General features: G+C 57.1%; 14 protein-coding genes. 8 read left to right on the top strand and 6 right to left on the bottom strand.

The window, feature by feature from the left end; all coding sequences use genetic code 11:
* Positions 1–85 precede the first annotated feature (85 nt).
* Complete coding sequence (locus DSM14862_RS18510) at positions 86–400, top strand: nucleotidyltransferase domain-containing protein (RefSeq protein ID WP_007121492.1); 315 nt, start codon at positions 86–88, stop codon at positions 398–400.
* Positions 401–938: 538 nt separating this feature from the next.
* On the opposite strand, the gene DSM14862_RS18505 is transcribed toward DSM14862_RS18510, so the two are convergent.
* On the bottom strand, positions 939–1856 hold the full coding sequence (locus DSM14862_RS18505) for an Abi family protein (protein WP_243254542.1): 918 nt from the start codon (positions 1854–1856) through the stop codon (positions 939–941).
* 742 nt (positions 1857–2598) lie between these two features.
* On the opposite strand from DSM14862_RS18505, the gene DSM14862_RS18500 reads away from it, so the two are divergent.
* Entirely contained in the window at positions 2599–2853 is a 255-nt protein-coding gene (locus tag DSM14862_RS18500; RefSeq protein ID WP_007121439.1) for a hypothetical protein, read from the top strand.
* Between the two features lie 527 nt (positions 2854–3380).
* On the opposite strand, the gene DSM14862_RS18490 is transcribed toward DSM14862_RS18500, so the two are convergent.
* Positions 3381–4529: a DUF4214 domain-containing protein gene (locus DSM14862_RS18490; protein ID WP_007121440.1), complete on the bottom strand. Its 1149-nt coding sequence runs from the start codon at positions 4527–4529 to the stop codon at positions 3381–3383.
* Positions 4530–4963: 434 nt separating this feature from the next.
* On the opposite strand from DSM14862_RS18490, the gene DSM14862_RS18485 reads away from it, so the two are divergent.
* Entirely contained in the window at positions 4964–6412 is a 1449-nt protein-coding gene (locus DSM14862_RS18485) for a mannose-1-phosphate guanylyltransferase/mannose-6-phosphate isomerase (RefSeq protein ID WP_243254543.1), read from the top strand.
* A 581-nt stretch (positions 6413–6993) separates the two neighbouring features.
* On the opposite strand, the gene DSM14862_RS18480 is transcribed toward DSM14862_RS18485, so the two are convergent.
* The 4 genes from DSM14862_RS18480 to DSM14862_RS18465 are packed head-to-tail and all read right to left on the bottom strand — an operon-like array spanning position 6994 to position 10598.
* Entirely contained in the window at positions 6994–7746 is a 753-nt protein-coding gene (locus tag DSM14862_RS18480; protein WP_007121255.1) for an SDR family NAD(P)-dependent oxidoreductase, read from the bottom strand.
* Positions 7743–9041: a TRAP transporter large permease gene (locus DSM14862_RS18475; RefSeq protein WP_165481301.1), complete on the bottom strand. Its 1299-nt coding sequence runs from the start codon at positions 9039–9041 to the stop codon at positions 7743–7745. Before DSM14862_RS18475 ends, DSM14862_RS18480 begins: the two co-directional genes overlap by 4 nt.
* Positions 9042–9051: 10 nt before the next feature.
* A complete protein-coding gene (locus DSM14862_RS18470; protein WP_007121257.1) occupies positions 9052–9543 on the bottom strand; it encodes a TRAP transporter small permease in 492 nt (163 codons plus the stop codon).
* 53 nt (positions 9544–9596) lie between these two features.
* Complete coding sequence (locus DSM14862_RS18465) at positions 9597–10598, bottom strand: DctP family TRAP transporter solute-binding subunit (protein ID WP_007121258.1); 1002 nt, start codon at positions 10596–10598, stop codon at positions 9597–9599.
* A 142-nt stretch (positions 10599–10740) separates the two neighbouring features.
* Here DSM14862_RS18465 and DSM14862_RS18460 point away from each other — a divergent pair, with 142 nt between their 5' ends.
* The 5 genes from DSM14862_RS18460 (at position 10741) to DSM14862_RS18440 (ending at position 16615) form a co-directional block, all read left to right on the top strand.
* A complete protein-coding gene (locus DSM14862_RS18460) occupies positions 10741–11559 on the top strand; it encodes an IclR family transcriptional regulator (RefSeq protein WP_040702009.1) in 819 nt (272 codons plus the stop codon).
* On the top strand, positions 11559–12728 hold the full coding sequence (locus DSM14862_RS18455) for an acetyl-CoA acetyltransferase (protein WP_007121260.1): 1170 nt from the start codon (positions 11559–11561) through the stop codon (positions 12726–12728). The genes DSM14862_RS18460 and DSM14862_RS18455 overlap by 1 nt, the downstream gene beginning before the upstream one ends.
* Positions 12728–14293: an acyl-CoA synthetase gene (locus tag DSM14862_RS18450; RefSeq protein ID WP_243254544.1), complete on the top strand. Its 1566-nt coding sequence runs from the start codon at positions 12728–12730 to the stop codon at positions 14291–14293. The genes DSM14862_RS18455 and DSM14862_RS18450 overlap by 1 nt, the downstream gene beginning before the upstream one ends.
* The gene (locus DSM14862_RS18445; protein WP_007121319.1) at positions 14286–15092 is read left to right on the top strand and encodes a PPC domain-containing DNA-binding protein; all 807 of its coding nucleotides are present in this window, start codon (positions 14286–14288) and stop codon (positions 15090–15092) included. The genes DSM14862_RS18450 and DSM14862_RS18445 overlap by 8 nt, the downstream gene beginning before the upstream one ends.
* A 470-nt stretch (positions 15093–15562) precedes the next feature.
* Positions 15563–16615, top strand: coding sequence for a hypothetical protein (locus DSM14862_RS18440; protein ID WP_040702032.1), 1053 nt, complete (start codon positions 15563–15565; stop codon positions 16613–16615).
* The last annotated feature ends 78 nt before the right edge of the window (positions 16616–16693 follow it).

Here is a 16693-nt window from a genome sequence, read left to right as displayed (position 1 = left end):
TACCATAGCATATTGCGTTTTACGCATCACGCAACGTTGAGGTGCGCTCCCCTGATAAGGGAGCGGTTTGGGAAGGATCAAAAATATGTGCAAGACGACTGATATCATTCGCAGCAGATCTGATAAGCGCCATAACGCGGCGCTGTCGGCGTGGTATGCGATCAAGTCTGATCTCGAAGCCGTAGGTCTGAAGGCGAAACTTTTCGGCTCTCTGGCGAATGGTGACTTCAGGGGTCATTCCGATATCGATCTGGTGATTAGATTGGGAGACAGCGGGATGTCCAGGTCTGCTGTTGATCGTATCGTCAGCAAGGCATCACCTGATATCCTAGTGGACTTGCTTTTCGAAGAAGACCTAACGCCGTCAGACTTGGAAACCTTCGTTGGCACCTGGGCGTAGTGTGTTACGCTCCTGCTGGACCCAAATGGGTCTGCACCACGATCGCGCCTCTGAAGAGCGGATTCCGGCGTTGGCAAAGTCGCCAGCAATCAAGCAATGCACGCCGTGCATGCCGTCAGTTGACCCGCAAATTGCGGCCAGCCTTGATGTCCTGCGCACCGACCTGGAGAATTCTGAGAAAAGACACTGGAAACGCTGTTCGTTATCTCTGGCATCGCAGGTAGCGTTGGCGCGTTTCACGTTGCTTGGCGTGCTCACAACAAATCCTACAAGGCTACTGGGCCCGATGAAGCGCTCGTGAGGCGCTTCGTTGAGGCCGCCCCACTAACTCTGATGAAAGACATCACATGATGCGTATCGCACCATCTCAGATCTGCCCAAAGGCGTCTAAAATCCGGGAGGCGGGTTTTATGTTTAGTGATTTTTTGTGAGGCGTGAATCTCGCAAAGGTTGTGCGTCGGGCCCCCTGAAAGTAGGCATGAAAGAGGCTTCAAAGGGCGTTCTCATGCCGCGCACAAGCTCCCCGGTCGCGCTGGCGTCAGTTCCAGATGGCTTCGTGCTCCCAGCCTTCCGGGAACCCGGCGGTCTGGGGGCGGATCTCGTATGTGAGGTTCTGGGCCAAGATCATGTCGCGGAGACGAATGTGCCACTCCGTGCGCGGATAGTACTGCCGCAGCATGAAGATCATGATGACGATTGCGCTGTAGATTTTCTTCGTCGGCGCATCGTCCCCCATCCTGGGCTGGCGGAGATGGTCTAACTGCCCGAAAGTTGTCTTAGGTGGGACACCTGGGCTGTTGACGAGGGGCTTGTTCCACGTCCGGGCGTGATGTGCGCAGCTGTTGCGGACGTCGTTGAGCGCTGTGATCCATGAAGCGAAGGTCTTCATGGGGAGGTCTGAGTGGATACGCGCCGCGATTGCCATTTTGTTCTTGTCGGACAGGTGGGCGATGATGTGGGTCAAATTGCCCCAGGTCCATGTCCCGGCCTCAATCCAGATCGGTGGAGGACCGAAGTACTTCAGTGCGAAATGCTTCGCGAAGTCCTCTTTCGAGCTTCTGAAGTGTTGATCTAGGCCAGCTATGAAGAGCTCAAGAGGCGTGCTGCCGTCTTCGCCCTTTTCGCTGAAGCGATCTTTGTATGAGCGTCTGTCGCGATGTGCATAGGGGCCCCGCTCTCCAAGAACCTCAATCATCGCGGTTCTGACTGCGATCTCAATGCGCTCGATCGCGTCCAGAAGTTCGATACGGAGGGCTTTATCGAAGAGGTAGAAGTCGATTGCATGATCGAACGTCGTACCCTTTTTGAACTTGTCGCACCGAACCTTCTTCTCTGCCTCACCCTCCGGCGTCGGGATCAGACAGAGGTCACGGTACGGATACGCAAAAGCGCTGAGCCTATAGTATCCGATGCGGTGCAAGGAACGCTCTGCATGGCCCCTATCAGGGATTTCCATACCTCTCATCAACATGATGTCGATGCAATCACTGATCGACTTGTGCTGCTTTAGGTACTTCAATGTTAATACGGCAATGTCCAGAAAGTAGAAGACCGGGCTGTAACGAGGCGACTGAGGCCAGGTCAGGGAGCACCGGTCATAAGGCAATAAAGGACAATAGTGTCGGAGGCGACAATGTCAACATTGGAAGTAGGGCGGGTAACGCGGGCGGTAACCTATCCCACCAACCCCCGCCTATAATACATTCAATATAAATAATATGGATCAATATAAATAATATGGATGCCCTGTTTCTCGGTGCGGACAAGCGTCGGACTTGAGATGTTACACAGCTTAACACCACGGTTGTCATTCATAGATACCAACACCGCGTCTTTCGACCGCTGCCGCCAGCCCACGGGCCAGCTTTGATACCCTCCCGATCAACGGTCCTCCTCTCCCCGGCCAGTATAACTCCGGACTTTCCTACCCCCGTATAGACCACGACCGGCTCAGTCGGGTGAGCTTCGCAAACTAGCTTACCCACCCATTGGGCCGTGTCGTAATATGCGAAAAACTTATTCTCAGGTCCGGGTGTTTTTAAGCCCTGCATGGATGCTGCTTGTGAGCCGGAGCCGCACGCGGCCGTATTTGACGAGGTTTTCCACAGTCCTTTTACGCATCCAGGCCTCAGCAGCTTTCTTTAAGGTTTCCGCACTTGGTACCTTGCGGAAGTGCAGCAAGACTTGGAGAAAGCCAAATGAGTACGACTACGGATACAAGCTTGGAAGCGGCCCAGGCGGTGCTTAACTATCTGAGGGTAACGTTCCCGAAGTGCGTTCTCACGAACCCTAAGACTTTTGATCGCTTTATGCTGGAGGCGATGGCCTTCATGGAGAACGGCCCCCTGGAGGTGCGCAAAATTCGTGCGATGGTGGACTTCGTGTGCGACGCAGGGTTGGACCCTTATGACGATGGCTATGAGGACTGCTATGAAGAGTACGTTTGTCCCTGATTTCTTTCCTGCCCATGCACAGCTAGCTCTCCCGTCTCGGCCAGCCTCGGGCTGGCGGTGCTGTCTGGCCCAAGCGATAGGCTTTACCGACGACCCCTCCAGGGGCAGGTTCCGACCTGGAGAGGGCTAGTTACAGGACGTTGCTGCATTTGAATTCTTGCATTTGGGGTGTTGTTGCCCAGGATTGGGGCAAGATTTTTAAACCAAGGAGAATCTTGTGAGAAGTAATCTTTCAGGAGAACGGATTGCTATTCAGTTGGAATTATAACGGCTCATCAGTACTCATTTTAAGAAAGCTTTCAGTCCAATGATTAGAACTGGTCGCCGCTATGCCTTGATTTCCCCTTGCCGTAACGAAGCAGAGTTCATCAAGCGAACTTTAGACAGTGTGATTGCGCAGTCTGAGCATCCCGCGCAGTGGGTTCATGGTGGACGACGGCTCCATTGATGTCGGACAGTCGGCTCTAACGGTTAGGATCGTTGAAGCCTCTTTGACTACGGCTGTAACAGGTGCCGCGGGCGGGTGCTCAGACGTACCAGATGCCGTCATCGACGGCTGCGGCGACTTTGATGATATTTTCCTGCGAGTCTGAGAAGTGCTGCAGCATCACAGATCGGCTTAAGCCGTTCTCTTGTTGATCCTGCCAAAAATCAAATCCGCTTTGATCCGGGTCGCGGTCAAGAATGTTGTTGTAAAGCAGGGTTAGGAAGGCGTCGTTATCGACATTTGCCGTGCCACCATATTTGGTGTCGAACTCTTCGGAGCGAATGAAGTGCCCTGCCATTTCCTCGTGGGTGACGGTGCCCGTATCGAAATGCCGGATCCAGAACCCCAATCCTTCAGGATCAGGAGCGCGATCAAAGGCAGCTTGATAGAGCCTGTAGGTGGTGCCGGCATTTCCATCCGTGTCAAAGGCGAGAGACCCGTTATCAAACTGCAGCCGTTCGACGTTTTGCAGCTCCTGCGTGAGGCCTGTGGCAGCAGCGTAAACTTCGATATTAAGCGCATTGTCATCTGTCACGCTGTAGAGGCTCAAAGCGCCTTCAAAGCGGACGGTGTCAAGGCCGTCCTGGCCATTGATGACATCTGCGGCATTTGTGGCCACCAACAGATCGTCTTGCGCGGTGCCCCACAGCCTGGCGCCATACATAAGCTGCGCGCCTTCGATATCATGATGTGTCAGATCGGGCTGGGATTTGAGAGTGGGATACATGATGGTGTCGGGATCATCGGTATGCAGCAGGCCCATGGTGTGGCCGATCTCATGCAGGGCCGTGGTGTAGAGGTTCACGGCCCCGCCGGGGGCTGTTTTGCTCGTGGACCAGTTTTCTGCCAGATCAAACCGGATTTCTGCCTCGGTGACGCTGTAGAGCGTCGAGCTTGTTTTGCTCAAGTAGGACTGCGCCGTGCCGATCACGCCGTAAGCCCCGTCAATACTGTCCCAGCCGAGACGCAGATCGCTTTGAGCGCCGTCGGCGACCTCGACAAAATCGATGTTTATGACGTTTTCCCACGCCTGAAACGCATCGCGGATCAGCGCTTGGTAGGTCGGGTTTGATATGTCACCCGCAAAAGCAGAGCCGGCGCCCGGGGAGGCGAAACTCCAGGTGACGGTGCCACCCGAATGCCCCTGTTCTCCAAAGCCCCATTTATAGTCAGCCAAGGTATAGCTCATGTCGTGAGGGCCTCTTTTTATGCGTTGCAACGGATCGTTCTGGTGGGGGAGAACCGGATGCCTTGAAAGAACCCGGGAGGTGCGCAAAGCAGCATGAGCCGCTTTGTCTTTTATTGGGGGTGCTCAGTACCCCGGCACAGGTGGTGGGACAAGGGAGCGACGCTGGTTTAGAGACTCAGACGCGGGTGTTGGCGCAATGTCGCCGAAGGGGGCCTTGGGGGTTCTGAAGGCAAAGCGGTGTCCTCATGCAGGTCATCTACCAGTACGTTGGAAATTTGTTGTGTCATCGCAGGGGCACGGGTGTGTTTGTTTTGTGCGCCTTGAACCGCGCATCCATGAACGGGGCTGGAAGTACGGCTGTGCGGGAATTATGATTGGTTTACCTGTCCTCAGGCTGTCTTTCATTGCTAACTTGCGCGTCCAAAGGATTTTTCATGACCCATATTGTGCACCCAATCCTGTTGGCCGGAGGGTCTGGCACCCGGCTTTGGCCGCTGTCGCGCAAAAGCTATCCTAAGCAGTTTGCCAAATTGATGGGGGAGCGCAGCTTGTTTCAGGCGTCGGCCAAACGGCTGGCTGGGGAGGGGTTTGCGGCCCCGGTGATCCTGACTGGCGCGGATTATCGATTTGTGGTGACAGAACAATTGGCCGCAGTGGAGATCGCGCCTGCTGGCATTCTTATTGAGCCTGAGGGGCGCAACACCGCGCCTGCGATCCTTGCTGCCGCCTTGGAGCTTGCCGCCCGCGCGCCCGAAGCGCTGATGCTGGTGGCGCCCTCGGATCACGTGATACCTGAGGCGGAAAGCTTCCGCGCGGCGGTTCAGGCGGCGACCATCGCAGCCCTCGAAGGCCAGCTGGTGACCTTCGGCATCCGCCCCGACCGGGCAGAGACCGGCTATGGCTGGCTGGAGATGAGCCAGGCGCCCTCGGCTGATTTTGCCTCTGAGCCACAGCCGCTTAAGGGATTTGTGGAAAAGCCCGACAGCGCCACCGCGGAGGCGCTGCTCAACGGGGGGCAGCATTTGTGGAATGCGGGAATTTTCCTCTTCTCGGTCAAGACGATCATTGCGGCCTTTGAAGCGCATGCCCCTGAGATGTTGGTTTTGGTGCGCGCCTCTGTGGACCAGGCTGAGCAAGATCTTGGCTTTACCCGGCTGGCGCCCGGGCCTTGGGGCCAGGTGGAGGATATCTCCATCGACTATGCCGTGATGGAGAAAGCTGAAAACCTCAGCGTCGTCCCCTATGGCGGGGCGTGGTCGGATTTGGGCGGCTGGGATGCGGTCTGGCGCGAGACCGGTCCGGATGAGGCGGGCGTGGTGGTCTCGGCTTCCGCCACGGCCATCGATTGTCATGACACAATGCTGCGCGCCGAAGACCCACGACAGCAATTGGTTGGCATCGGATTGCGCGACATCATTGCGGTGGCCATGCCCGACGCGGTGCTGGTGGCGCATAAAGACCGTGCGCAGGATGTCAAAAAAGCGGTCGCGGCTCTTAAGGCCAAGGGGGCCTCTCAAGCGGACACGCTCCCGAAGGATTTTCGCCCCTGGGGCTGGTTTGAATGCCTCGTGTCGGGTTCCCGCTTTCAAGTAAAGCGCATTACGGTTCATCCCGGGGCTGCCCTCAGCCTGCAGAGCCATCATCACCGCTCAGAGCATTGGATCGTCGTCGAAGGCACGGCCAAGGTGACGATCGGAGAAGAGGTGAAGCTCGTGAGTGAGAACCAATCAGTTTATATTCCTTTGGGCGCCACCCACCGGATGGAGAACCCCGGCAAGGTGCCCATGGTGCTCATTGAAGTGCAAACTGGCAGCTATCTCGGCGAGGATGACATCATCCGCTATGAAGATGTCTATGCCCGGGGGCAGGGCGCCAAGGGGTGACAGAAGGAAGAGGGCTGAGGGCTTACCTTATAGCCAGAAGGAAGGGAGCTCTCGCTGCCTAGGAAAGCGTGTTGAGTATTAGGTCCTCGGCCAATTTTCGCACAACGCACCAAATGCGACGCGGCGGACCGGAAACGACCTTTGCGGAATTCCTGTTCAGCGCAATACTTGTGACAGGATCGACATGGTGTCGACCCTTGCAAACGCGAGTAACGAGAGATGGCTACTGCACCTAAACCCCAGCCTAAGAAAAGCCCGCCTAAGCCTGGCGACAAGCCACAGCAGAAGTAAGCTCCATTTTCGAAACTGCATCTGCCGCCTCCGAATTGGGGGCGGCAATTTTGCTAAGGGCCAACTGTACCGTTTGACCAATGTGGGTAGGTACCCGTCTACAACGAAGAAGTCTTTGCCAAAGCCTTCGAGGTTATGGGTTTTGAGGGCGCGGCACTATCTGTTTGGCGCCTCAGATCCCCGTCGCGTAGATGCAGCGACCTTGGGTCACTGACGGTTGAAAACTCAATCCCGGCCGTTTCTCCGAGGTTAGCAGCCTTATTCTACGGGCTCTTCAAGGGCATTGTGACTCACACCCTCAACGCAGGCAGCCCGACGCCGGTTGCATCAAACCCGCCATCGGAGGCCACAACCTGACCTGTAACATAGCTGGCCCGCTCGCCGGCTAGAAAGCAAATGACTTCTGCGATTTCCCGCTCCGTTCCATATCGGTTAAGCGGTATCGCGTCATGGTAGGCGGCACGTATTTCAGGAGAGTGTACGGCCAGCGCGAGTTTTGTGTCCACTGGGCCGGGACAAACGCAGTTTGCACGGATGCCGACCTCTCCCAGTTCCGCGGCTTGCTGCTTGGTGAGATGGATGACGGCAGCTTTGGAGGTACCATAGGCAACGCGCAGCGTTGAGGCACGCAAGCCTGAGATCGAGGCAATGTTGATGATGGCGCCGCCGCGTACCGACAAGAGGGGCAGGCAGGCCTGCGACATCAGAAAAACGCCATCAAGATTTGTGTCCATAACACGCCGCCAGCGGGCGAAATCGGTTTCAGCCAGCGGTCCAAAGTCCGCGACGCCCGCGTTGTTTACCAGAATGTCGAGGCGTCCATATGTTTGTTCGACCTCTGCAATAGATTGCGCGACGTGCTGGGGGATCGACACGTCACAGGTCAGGGACAAAGCGCCGGGCAGGGTGGCCGCGGCAGTTGCAAGCTCATCCGCATCGCGGTCAAGCATCACGACGCGTCTGCCCTCGGCGTGCAAAAGAGATGCAGTCGCGAGACCGATGCCGCGTGCGGCACCTGTGATGAGAGCGACAGTATCGTTCATTTCAGGACCTCAGGCAGAAATAGGGACAGGGCGGGGACCGCCGCCACAATGGCAAGGCCGATGACGCTGATGGCGAGAAACGGCAATGCGGCACGCGCAATGCGCTCCAAGGGCTGTCGCGTGATGTTTGCAGCGACGTAAAGATTAATCCCGACGGGCGGCGTGATGAGACCAATGGCAAGGTTTACCATCACCAGCACGCCGAACCATACCGGGTCCCATCCCAATTCACGCACCACCGGCATGAAAATTGGAAGAGAGATGAACATCACCGTGACGGGGTCCATGAACATGCCTGCGATCAGTAGGATTAGCATGATGACCATCAAGATCACCCCGCCATTGTCCGACAGGCCGAGCAACTGGCCGGAGTATTGTCCGACGAGGTCTTCGACGGTTACGACCCAGCCAAATAGGCTTGCATAGGCGACCACCAGCATGACTACGGCGGAGGATGAAGCGGCTTCGGTTAGGGCGTCATAGAGGGCGCGGATTGTCAGCGTGCGGTAGGCAAAGGCGCCGACAGCTATGGCATAGACTGTGGCGACAAGGGCCGCTTCGGTTGGGGTGAAAATACCGGAATAGATTCCGCCGAGGATGACCACAGGCGTCATGAGGCCCCAGAAGGACTCGCGAAAGCTTCGCCCCAGATCGCGCCAGTAACCGTTGCTGGGGGGTGCGGGCGAAAGCTTGTCCAGCCCCTCCCGGTTGGTCGACTTGATGAAGGGTAGAACGACCAGCATCAGCATCCCCATAAAAAGACCGGGTATGATTGCTGCGATAAAAAGAGCGGAGATCGAGGTCTCGGCGATAACGCCATAGATCACAAGGCCGATGGAGGGCGGGATCACAATGGAGAAGGCAGCCCCCGTGCAGACCAGAGCGGCAGCCGCGGCGCGGGGGTAGCCATCTTCTTCCATCCCTTTGATGATCATAGGGCCAATAGCTGCCACAGAGGCAGGGCCAGAGCCTGAAACAGCCCCCCAAAAGAGGCAGACCACCGTGCCAACGACGCCCATGCCACCGGGAAGGTTGCCGATCAGGATGCGGAAAAAACGGATCATGCGCTCGGCAATTCCCAATGTTCCCATCAGCGTCCCTGCGAGAATAAAAAAGGGGATGGCCAGCAAAGCGTATTTGGCGATGCCAGTGGCGATCAGGTCTCCTGCAAGCTCAAAGCCGAAGCCGATTTGCCACATCGCATACATGGCCGATAGGCCGAGCGCGAAGGCCACCGGCACGCGCAGTGCCATCAGCACAAAGAAGGCAACGATCATTTGGGTGCCGGCACCCATATTCAGGATGTCAGACACTTGGGGTCGCCTGTGGTGTTTGCTGGGACGGGTGCCACGTCTCTGCCGCATGCTGCAGGTAGCGAATAATGATAAGGCCAAAGCCGAAAGGCAGGCCGATTTGATACCACCATGCAGGCACGCCGAGGGCATAGCTTTGGATGCCGCTCTCTAGTTGGTTCATCAAGGTGGCCCAAGAAAACCAAGCGGAAGCTGCAAGCAATAAGACTGAAAGGATCACCGAAAGCACGAACACTGCCCGGGCCGCAGGGCGGGGCAAAAAATCTTGCACAATCGTTACCGCCAAATGCTGGCCCCGCCGTGCGGCAATTGCAGCGCCGAAGACGGTCAGCAGCAGAAAGCCGTTGGTCAGCAGCTCTTCTGAGGCTGCAAAGGAATAATGCGTGGCGTAGCGGACGACGACGTTAATGAAGCCGATGAGCGTCATGCCAAGAAACAGCAGGGCGCAGATGATCTTTTCGAATTCTCGCAGCAAAAACCGCATGGCTTTGACCCTCCCCGGATCGGCACGGCCCTTTGAAGGGCCGTGCCTTAGCTTTAGTTCGCGGGTGTCGCCGCGATGGCGTCTTGAAAGCTGCCGACGATGTCGGTGCCGACTTTAGCGGCCCAAGTGTCGAACGCAGGTTTGGTCGCTTCGCGAAAGGCGGTTAGCTCTTCGTCGGAAGGCTCGTAGACTTCCATTCCCTTGTCGCGCAGGAATGCGATGCCTTCGGCGGTGCCTTCACGCGTGATCTCGCGCTGATATTCCATGGCCTCAGTCGCCGCCGCGCGCATCATCTCTTGGGTGTCTGCATCCAGATCTGCCCAAACCTCGGTCGAGACGCCAAGGAAGATCGGATCATAGGAATAGTGCCAAGCGGTCAGATGTTTTTGCACCTCAAAAACCTGCTGGGGAATAATCACGGCCCCGATTGGATTTTCCTGCCCGTCAACGACGCCCTGCTGAAGTGCGGTCATCGTCTCACCCCATTGCATCTGCTGCGGGTTGGCGCCGAGCGCATTCATCACGTCGATGTACATGGGCCCGGCCACGCGCATGTTGAGCCCCTTCATGTCCTCGGGGGTCTTGATCGGGCGGACGTTGTTGGTGACTTCGCGAAACCCATTTTCGCCCCAAGCCAGCACTTCGATGCCTTTTTCGCGCAGAATGTCTTCCAGCAACTTTGCCGGCGCACCTTGGGTGGTCGCATCCACCTGAGCGTAGTTGGCATAGAGGTAGGGCAGCGAGAAGACAGCCATTTCAGGCACTAAGGGGGTCACGTTAATCGCCGAGGTGACAACGAGATCAAGCGCGCCGCGGCCCACCATTTCGGCCTGTTTCATCTGGTCGCCGCCGGACAGCTGCGCATTGGGAAAGACGCGAACGTCGTAGGCACCATCTGTTTTTTCGGACAGGAGTTCGCCAAATTTCTCGGCACCCTTGTGCCAAGTCGTCGTGTCGCCAGTGTTATGCGACAGGCGCAGGGTTTCGGCACTTGCGGCGGCGCCGGACAAAACTGTGGTGGCTAAAATTGCGGCCAAGGCGGCCTTTGAAATCATTTTCACGGTGGTTCCTCCCTCATTGAACCACAATGTGGAACAGAGTTCGACGTGTCGGGCAAGATATTTCTTGCAATGACGCTTAGAATGCGCAGGTCTTTAGGGCCATGCTGAGGCGAATAAAGAGATAGTGGTCCATATTGTGAGAAATGACGAACAGCCAGCGCCCGCCAGCGGCAGTCAAGCGGTGGATCGCGCCTTGGCGCTGCTGCAAATCACAGGCCGCGCCGTTGGGCGGGGGGTGGCGCTGTCGGAGTTGATCGCGGCCTCTGGTCTGGGCAAACCCACGGTGCGGCGGTTGATGCTGGCGTTGATCCGGCGCGGGTTGGTGGAACAGGACGGGTCCACGCGGCTCTATCATTTGGGGGAGGAAAGCTATGTGCTCGGCATCTTGGCGACCCCGCGCCATGGACTTTTGGAAACGGCTGCCGATGCTCTCGTGCGTTTGGCCAAAGCAAGTGGCGACACCGCCTTTGTGAGTATGCGGCGCGGGTCCGATGCTGTCTGTCTATACCGCGAGGAGGGCGCGTTTCCGATCCGCACCCATGCACTGGAAACGGGCGCGCAGCACCCTCTTGGGATTGGGGCGGGCTCGTTGGCCATGCTAAGCGCGCTGCCCGATGCGGAAATTGACGCCCTGTTGGTGGACAACGCCGATAGGCTGGCCTCGGACTACCCGAACTACACTGCTGAACTGCTGCGCAGTGACGTGGCGATGACACGCGCCCGCGGGTTTGCGTTAAACCCCGGCCGCATCGTGGCTGGCAGCTGGGGCGTTGGCATGGCCTTGCGGCGGCCTGACGGTTCCGTTGCCGGAGCTTTGTCCCTGGCCGCCATTGAGAGCCGAATGCAGCCGCCCCGTGACGCAGAACTGGCAGCTTTGCTGGAACATGAAGCGCGAGACATTGAAGCCCGTCTGGCGCGACGAATGCCACTTACAAATTCACCGAAGGATTTATGATGAGCGACCCTTATATCGTGGGCTGGGCCCATACCGCTTTTGGCCGCAGTGATGCCCCGGACACGGAAGCATTGATGGCGGAGGTCACTGGTCCTGCGTTGACGCATGCAGGGGTCGCCGCTGAGGACGTCGACGGTATTTTCGTGGGCGTGTTCAACAATGGTTTTTCAGATCAGGATTTCCAAGGTGCCTTGGTCGGCATGGGCAATGACGCACTTTCGCGTGTGCCGGCCACCCGTTACGAAAATGCCTGTGCCACAGGCTCCGCAGCATTGCATGGGGCAATGGATTTTATCGCCAGCGGCCGGGGCAAAATTGCACTTGTGGTCGGCGCTGAGAAGATGACCGCCACACCGGGCGTGGAAGTGGGTGATATCTTGCTTGGCGCCTCTTACCGTCGCGAAGAGGCAGAGGTGCGCGGCGGCTTTGCGGGGCTCTTCGGCCAGATTGCCGGGAATTATTTCCAGCGTTATGGCGATCAGTCCGAAACACTGGCGATGATCGCTGCTAAAAACCACCATAATGGGATGCAAAACCCATTCGCGCATATGCAGCGGAACTTTGATGTCGCCTTTTGCAATACGGTTTCAGAGAAGAACCCCCTGGTTGCTGGCCCATTGCGACGTACCGATTGTTCGCTGGTGTCGGATGGGGCCGCGGCGATCGTGCTAGCGGCGCCTGAAGTTGCGGCCGAGCTGCAGCGGGCAATCCGCTTTCGGGCGCGGAGCCACACCAACGAACCCCTGGCGCTGTCGCGCCGGGAGATCACGCGTTTTGATGGCGCGCGCAGGGCGTGGGAGCAGGCCTTCGCCGCCAGTGGCGTAGCGCTTGATGACCTGAGCTTGGTGGAAACGCATGACTGTTTCACTGTCGCGGAGCTCTTGGAATATGAGGCGATGGGGCTGACCGAGCCGGGTCAAGGTGCGCGCGCGATCCGCGAAGGCTGGACCGCTAAAGACGGGCGTCTGCCGGTGAACCCATCAGGGGGTCTGAAGTCTAAGGGACACCCCATCGGAGCGACTGGCGTTTCGATGCATGTCATGGCGGCGATGCAACTGATGGGCGAAGCAGGAGGTATGCAGGTTCCCGATGCTGAGCTCGCTGGCGTCTTTAATATGGGCGGGGCCGCTGTGGCATCTTATGCCTCGATCCTCGAACGGGTGGTCTAATGCAGCCTATCTCAACCCGGGTCATGAACCTTTCGCAATTCTTGACCGATGCCGCGCGGCGACAGTCGGAAGACATCGGCCTTGTTTGGGGGGAGGCGACTTGGACCTGGTCTGAATTGGAGGCGCGCGCGACTGCTTTTGCTGCCGCCCTTCGGGACCGCTATGGAATGCGCAAAGGCGACCGGTTGCTGGTGCAATCTGCCAATTGCAATCAAATGTTTGAGGCCGCCTTTGCCTGCTGGAAACTTGGCTGTGTCTGGGTGCCTGCAAATTTTCGTCAAACCCCAGAAGATGTTGCTTGGTTTGCGGCCTCTTCTGGCGCGAAGGGATTGCTGGTGGGGGCTGAGTTTGCAGAGCATATCGCCGCCTGCGATGGTCTGGACTTCACCGTGCGTATCGGCGGTACAGGACATGACGATTACGACGGGCTCGTCATGGAATTTGCGGCGGCAACAGTCACCCCAGCCCCCGTGGACCGCGACGATCCGGCATGGTTTTTCTTTACCTCTGGGACGACCGGAAAACCAAAGGCCGCAGTGCTGACCCATGGCCAGCTGGCGTTCGTCGTGACCAACCATCTGTGTGATTTGATGCCAGGGACGGGCCCTCAAGATGCCTCTATTGTGGTAGCACCGCTGTCACATGGCGCAGGGATCCACCAGCTGACGCAAGTGGCCCATGGGGTAAAAACCGTTCTTCCCGGGGGGACCAAATTCGATCCCGCCGAGATCTGGCGCCTGGTTGCTAGATGGCGCATCACAAATGCATTCACTGTGCCTACGATCGTAAAGCTATTGGTCGAGCATCCTTCTGTGAAGGAACATGACCATTCCAGTCTGCGCTATGTGATATATGCGGGGGCCCCAATGTACCGCGCGGATCAAATCCGCGCACTCGAAGTGCTGGGGCCCGTCTTAGTGCAGTACTTTGGGCTGGGCGAGGTCACAGGCAATATCACCGTGTTGCCCCCCATCCATCATTCTGCGGATGATACCATCATGCGCATCGGCACTTGCGGCTTTGCCCGCACGGGGATGCAGGTGCAGGTCCAGGATGCTGAAGGACGTGAGGTGATGCCGGGTGAGACCGGGGAGGTCGCCGTTATTGGCCCGGCAGTATTTGCCGGGTACCACGACAATCCCCAGGCGAACGCCAAAGCGTTTCGAGATGGTTGGTTCCTGACCGGCGATCTTGGTCATATGGATGCGGAAGGGTTTTTGTATCTGACGGATCGTGCGTCAGACATGTATATCTCGGGAGGGTCCAACATCTATCCTCGTGAGATTGAGGAGAAGATCCTGCAGCATCCTGCCATCAGCGAATGTGCCGTGCTGGGCATACCAGACGCGACCTGGGGCGAAGTCGGTATCGCTGTTTGCGTTGCACGAGGGGAAGCACCCGATCCCACGGCCTTTCTGGCGTGGCTGGCCCCATTGGTGCCGCGCTACAAGATGCCTAAAGCTGTCGTATTCTGGGAAGAGATGCCTAAGTCGGGCTATGGTAAGATCACCAAAAAGCTGATCCGGGCCGAGTTGACCGCGCGGGGGGAGATTGCGGATGTCTGAGGGGCGGACCTTGAACCATCCCGGTCCGGTTGCTGCAGATCGAATTATTGCAGTGTCCTGCAGTGCAGTACATCAGCGCGTCACGCTGAAGGCGGGATTTACGCTGTTGCAAGCGATGGTTGATGCCGTAGGAGAAGTTGGCGCCTGGTTTGACTTAGATAACGTGTCGGTGGAGAAGCTGACATTCGTGCGTCCTGCGCCCGCACCGGACGACCGCCATGTTGCGTGGTATAGCGCGCAGACGGTGCTGACATCTGCGACGATCAAAAGAGCGGGCTCACATCTGGGACGGCGGGACGGCGCAGCATTCGCCCACGTGCACGGTCTTTGGACTGACAGCAATGGAAGCCCTCATGCGGGACATTTGCTGGCCGAGGCCACGGTGCTATCGACGGATCACACCGTTGATGCCTGGGTATTGGAAGGTGCGATTTTTGACATGAAGGCCGATGCGGAGACAGGCTTCACGCTATTTCATCCAGTCTCTATGGGGGCGGTTGAGCACCCTAACGCCACTCTTGCGACCATCCGACCCAATGAGTTGCTCGAGGAAGGTCTGGCAAAGTGCTCGGATGCAACCGGATTGCGTTTTCGGACCATCAAAGGTCTGGGCAGTCTGGTTGGCACTAAGTTGGAGGGTCAGCCGATCTTGGAAGACGACGCAACTGAAATTCTCCTAACGGGCGAAGCCGGGCGGGGCGGGATCTCTGTGGGATTTGCGGGTCCGCCAATCATTGGCAATCTGGCTTTGGGCGCGAACCGGGTGTGCGTGACCTTTGAAGTCCTCTTATTGTCCTAAGAGTGCTTCGACTGCATCATTGTGACCCCGCACGACCACCAAATTCGGCGGTTTGCGCGAGAGAAGCGACTTAGATTTCTCATATAGGCCTTTCAACGGTAAGCATTCGGCGAAAAGGACACTCGATAAACGATCCCTCAGCCCAGCAGCCAGACGGCCCTCGGCAGAGTTTTACTTAGAAATTGACCCGCGAAATGCTTGAGAGAGATCTCGCGGAAATATATGATCAAAGCAACCGACTGAAACCAGGCTCCGGATGGGCAGTGGTCTGGCGGAGAGGTATCGTCAAATCGATGAAAGTGTATCTGGGCTGGCAATAGAGCGCGCCCCGTTGTTAATCTCTCAATCAAAGACAAGCTAGATTTTTTAGAGTTGATCATGCGCCATCTTGGGGTGCTCGGCACGCGCATCAAGCGCGAGGAAGATAGGAGGGCAGGCCACTTGGGTAATGTCGGAACGAGGAACTTCCCATGAATCTGAAAGGTGTTGGCCGCGTCCATTTCGTGTGCCCGGATAATCAGCTCTGGCCCGAGCTTAAAACCATTCCTTTCGGCCCTATCACACCTGATCTTCTTCAACTGCGGTGCGTGGATGGTTTCGATTGCTGGATCAATCGGACATACTATGAACTGCGCTTGGCAGGATATGATGTCACTGTTGGCCCGGCACTCGACCCAGCAGTTGTAAATGTCGCAGGCGTTCGGGACTTTGGTCGCCGCCAAAGAGACATTTCCTCTTTTGTGGTCATACCGCGGCTTGATGCACATCAACCCCGACTGGCAAACTTCGTTATACATCAGAATGGTCTTCTGCCCTCTCAGCCAAACAACGCTCATGTCCCTCACTGGCCGCAGCCCAATTTAATCCCGCGTGATCCGAGCCGTGGCCACAGGGTCGAGCGTCTGGTCTTCAAGGGTCACATTTTCAATATGCATGAGAGCTTCAGATCGGAGGACTTCAAGGACAAGCTCGGAAGGATCGGGATGCATCTCGAGCTCGACACAGTTGACACGACAACTGACTGTCGCGCCAAGCAGCAGAATTGGGGCAACTACCGTAATGCGGACGCGGTCCTCGCCGTGCGGAATCTGACCGTCGCGGACGCACACCACAAACCCGCATCAAAGTTAGTGAACGCTTGGTGGGCAGAGGTTCCGGCGCTTCTAGGTCCGGAGCCTGCATTCAAGGAGTTACGGCAGAGCGATCTGGACTATATGGAGGTGCGAACTCCTGAAGATGTTCTCAGGACCCTGTCGGTTCTCAAGGGTGATCCTGCCCTTTATTTTGGAATGGTGGAGAATGGGAAGGCCCGGCGGGGTGAATTCTCCTCAGCCGCCATATTAAAGAGCTGGATCGCATTGTTTGAAGGTCCGATTGCCGAAGCATTCGAACTATGGCGCAAGACGCCATACCACGCCAAGCTGACCCAATACGGGCTTTCTCTCGTTCAGGAGCCTCTCAGCAAGGCCAGCTATAATCGTAGCATTTTTCACGGACACAGGCTGCTAGATAGTAGCCACTGATATCGTTTACCGCGAAGAACCACTTTTCAAATTTACAGGATGAAACCTTCATACCGCGGTTCCATTCGATCCCGAAAT

The sequence above is a fragment of the Sulfitobacter indolifex genome (assembly GCF_022788655.1).
GTDB lineage: Bacteria > Pseudomonadota > Alphaproteobacteria > Rhodobacterales > Rhodobacteraceae > Sulfitobacter > Sulfitobacter indolifex.
This window is presented reverse-complemented; position numbering and strand designations above follow the sequence as displayed.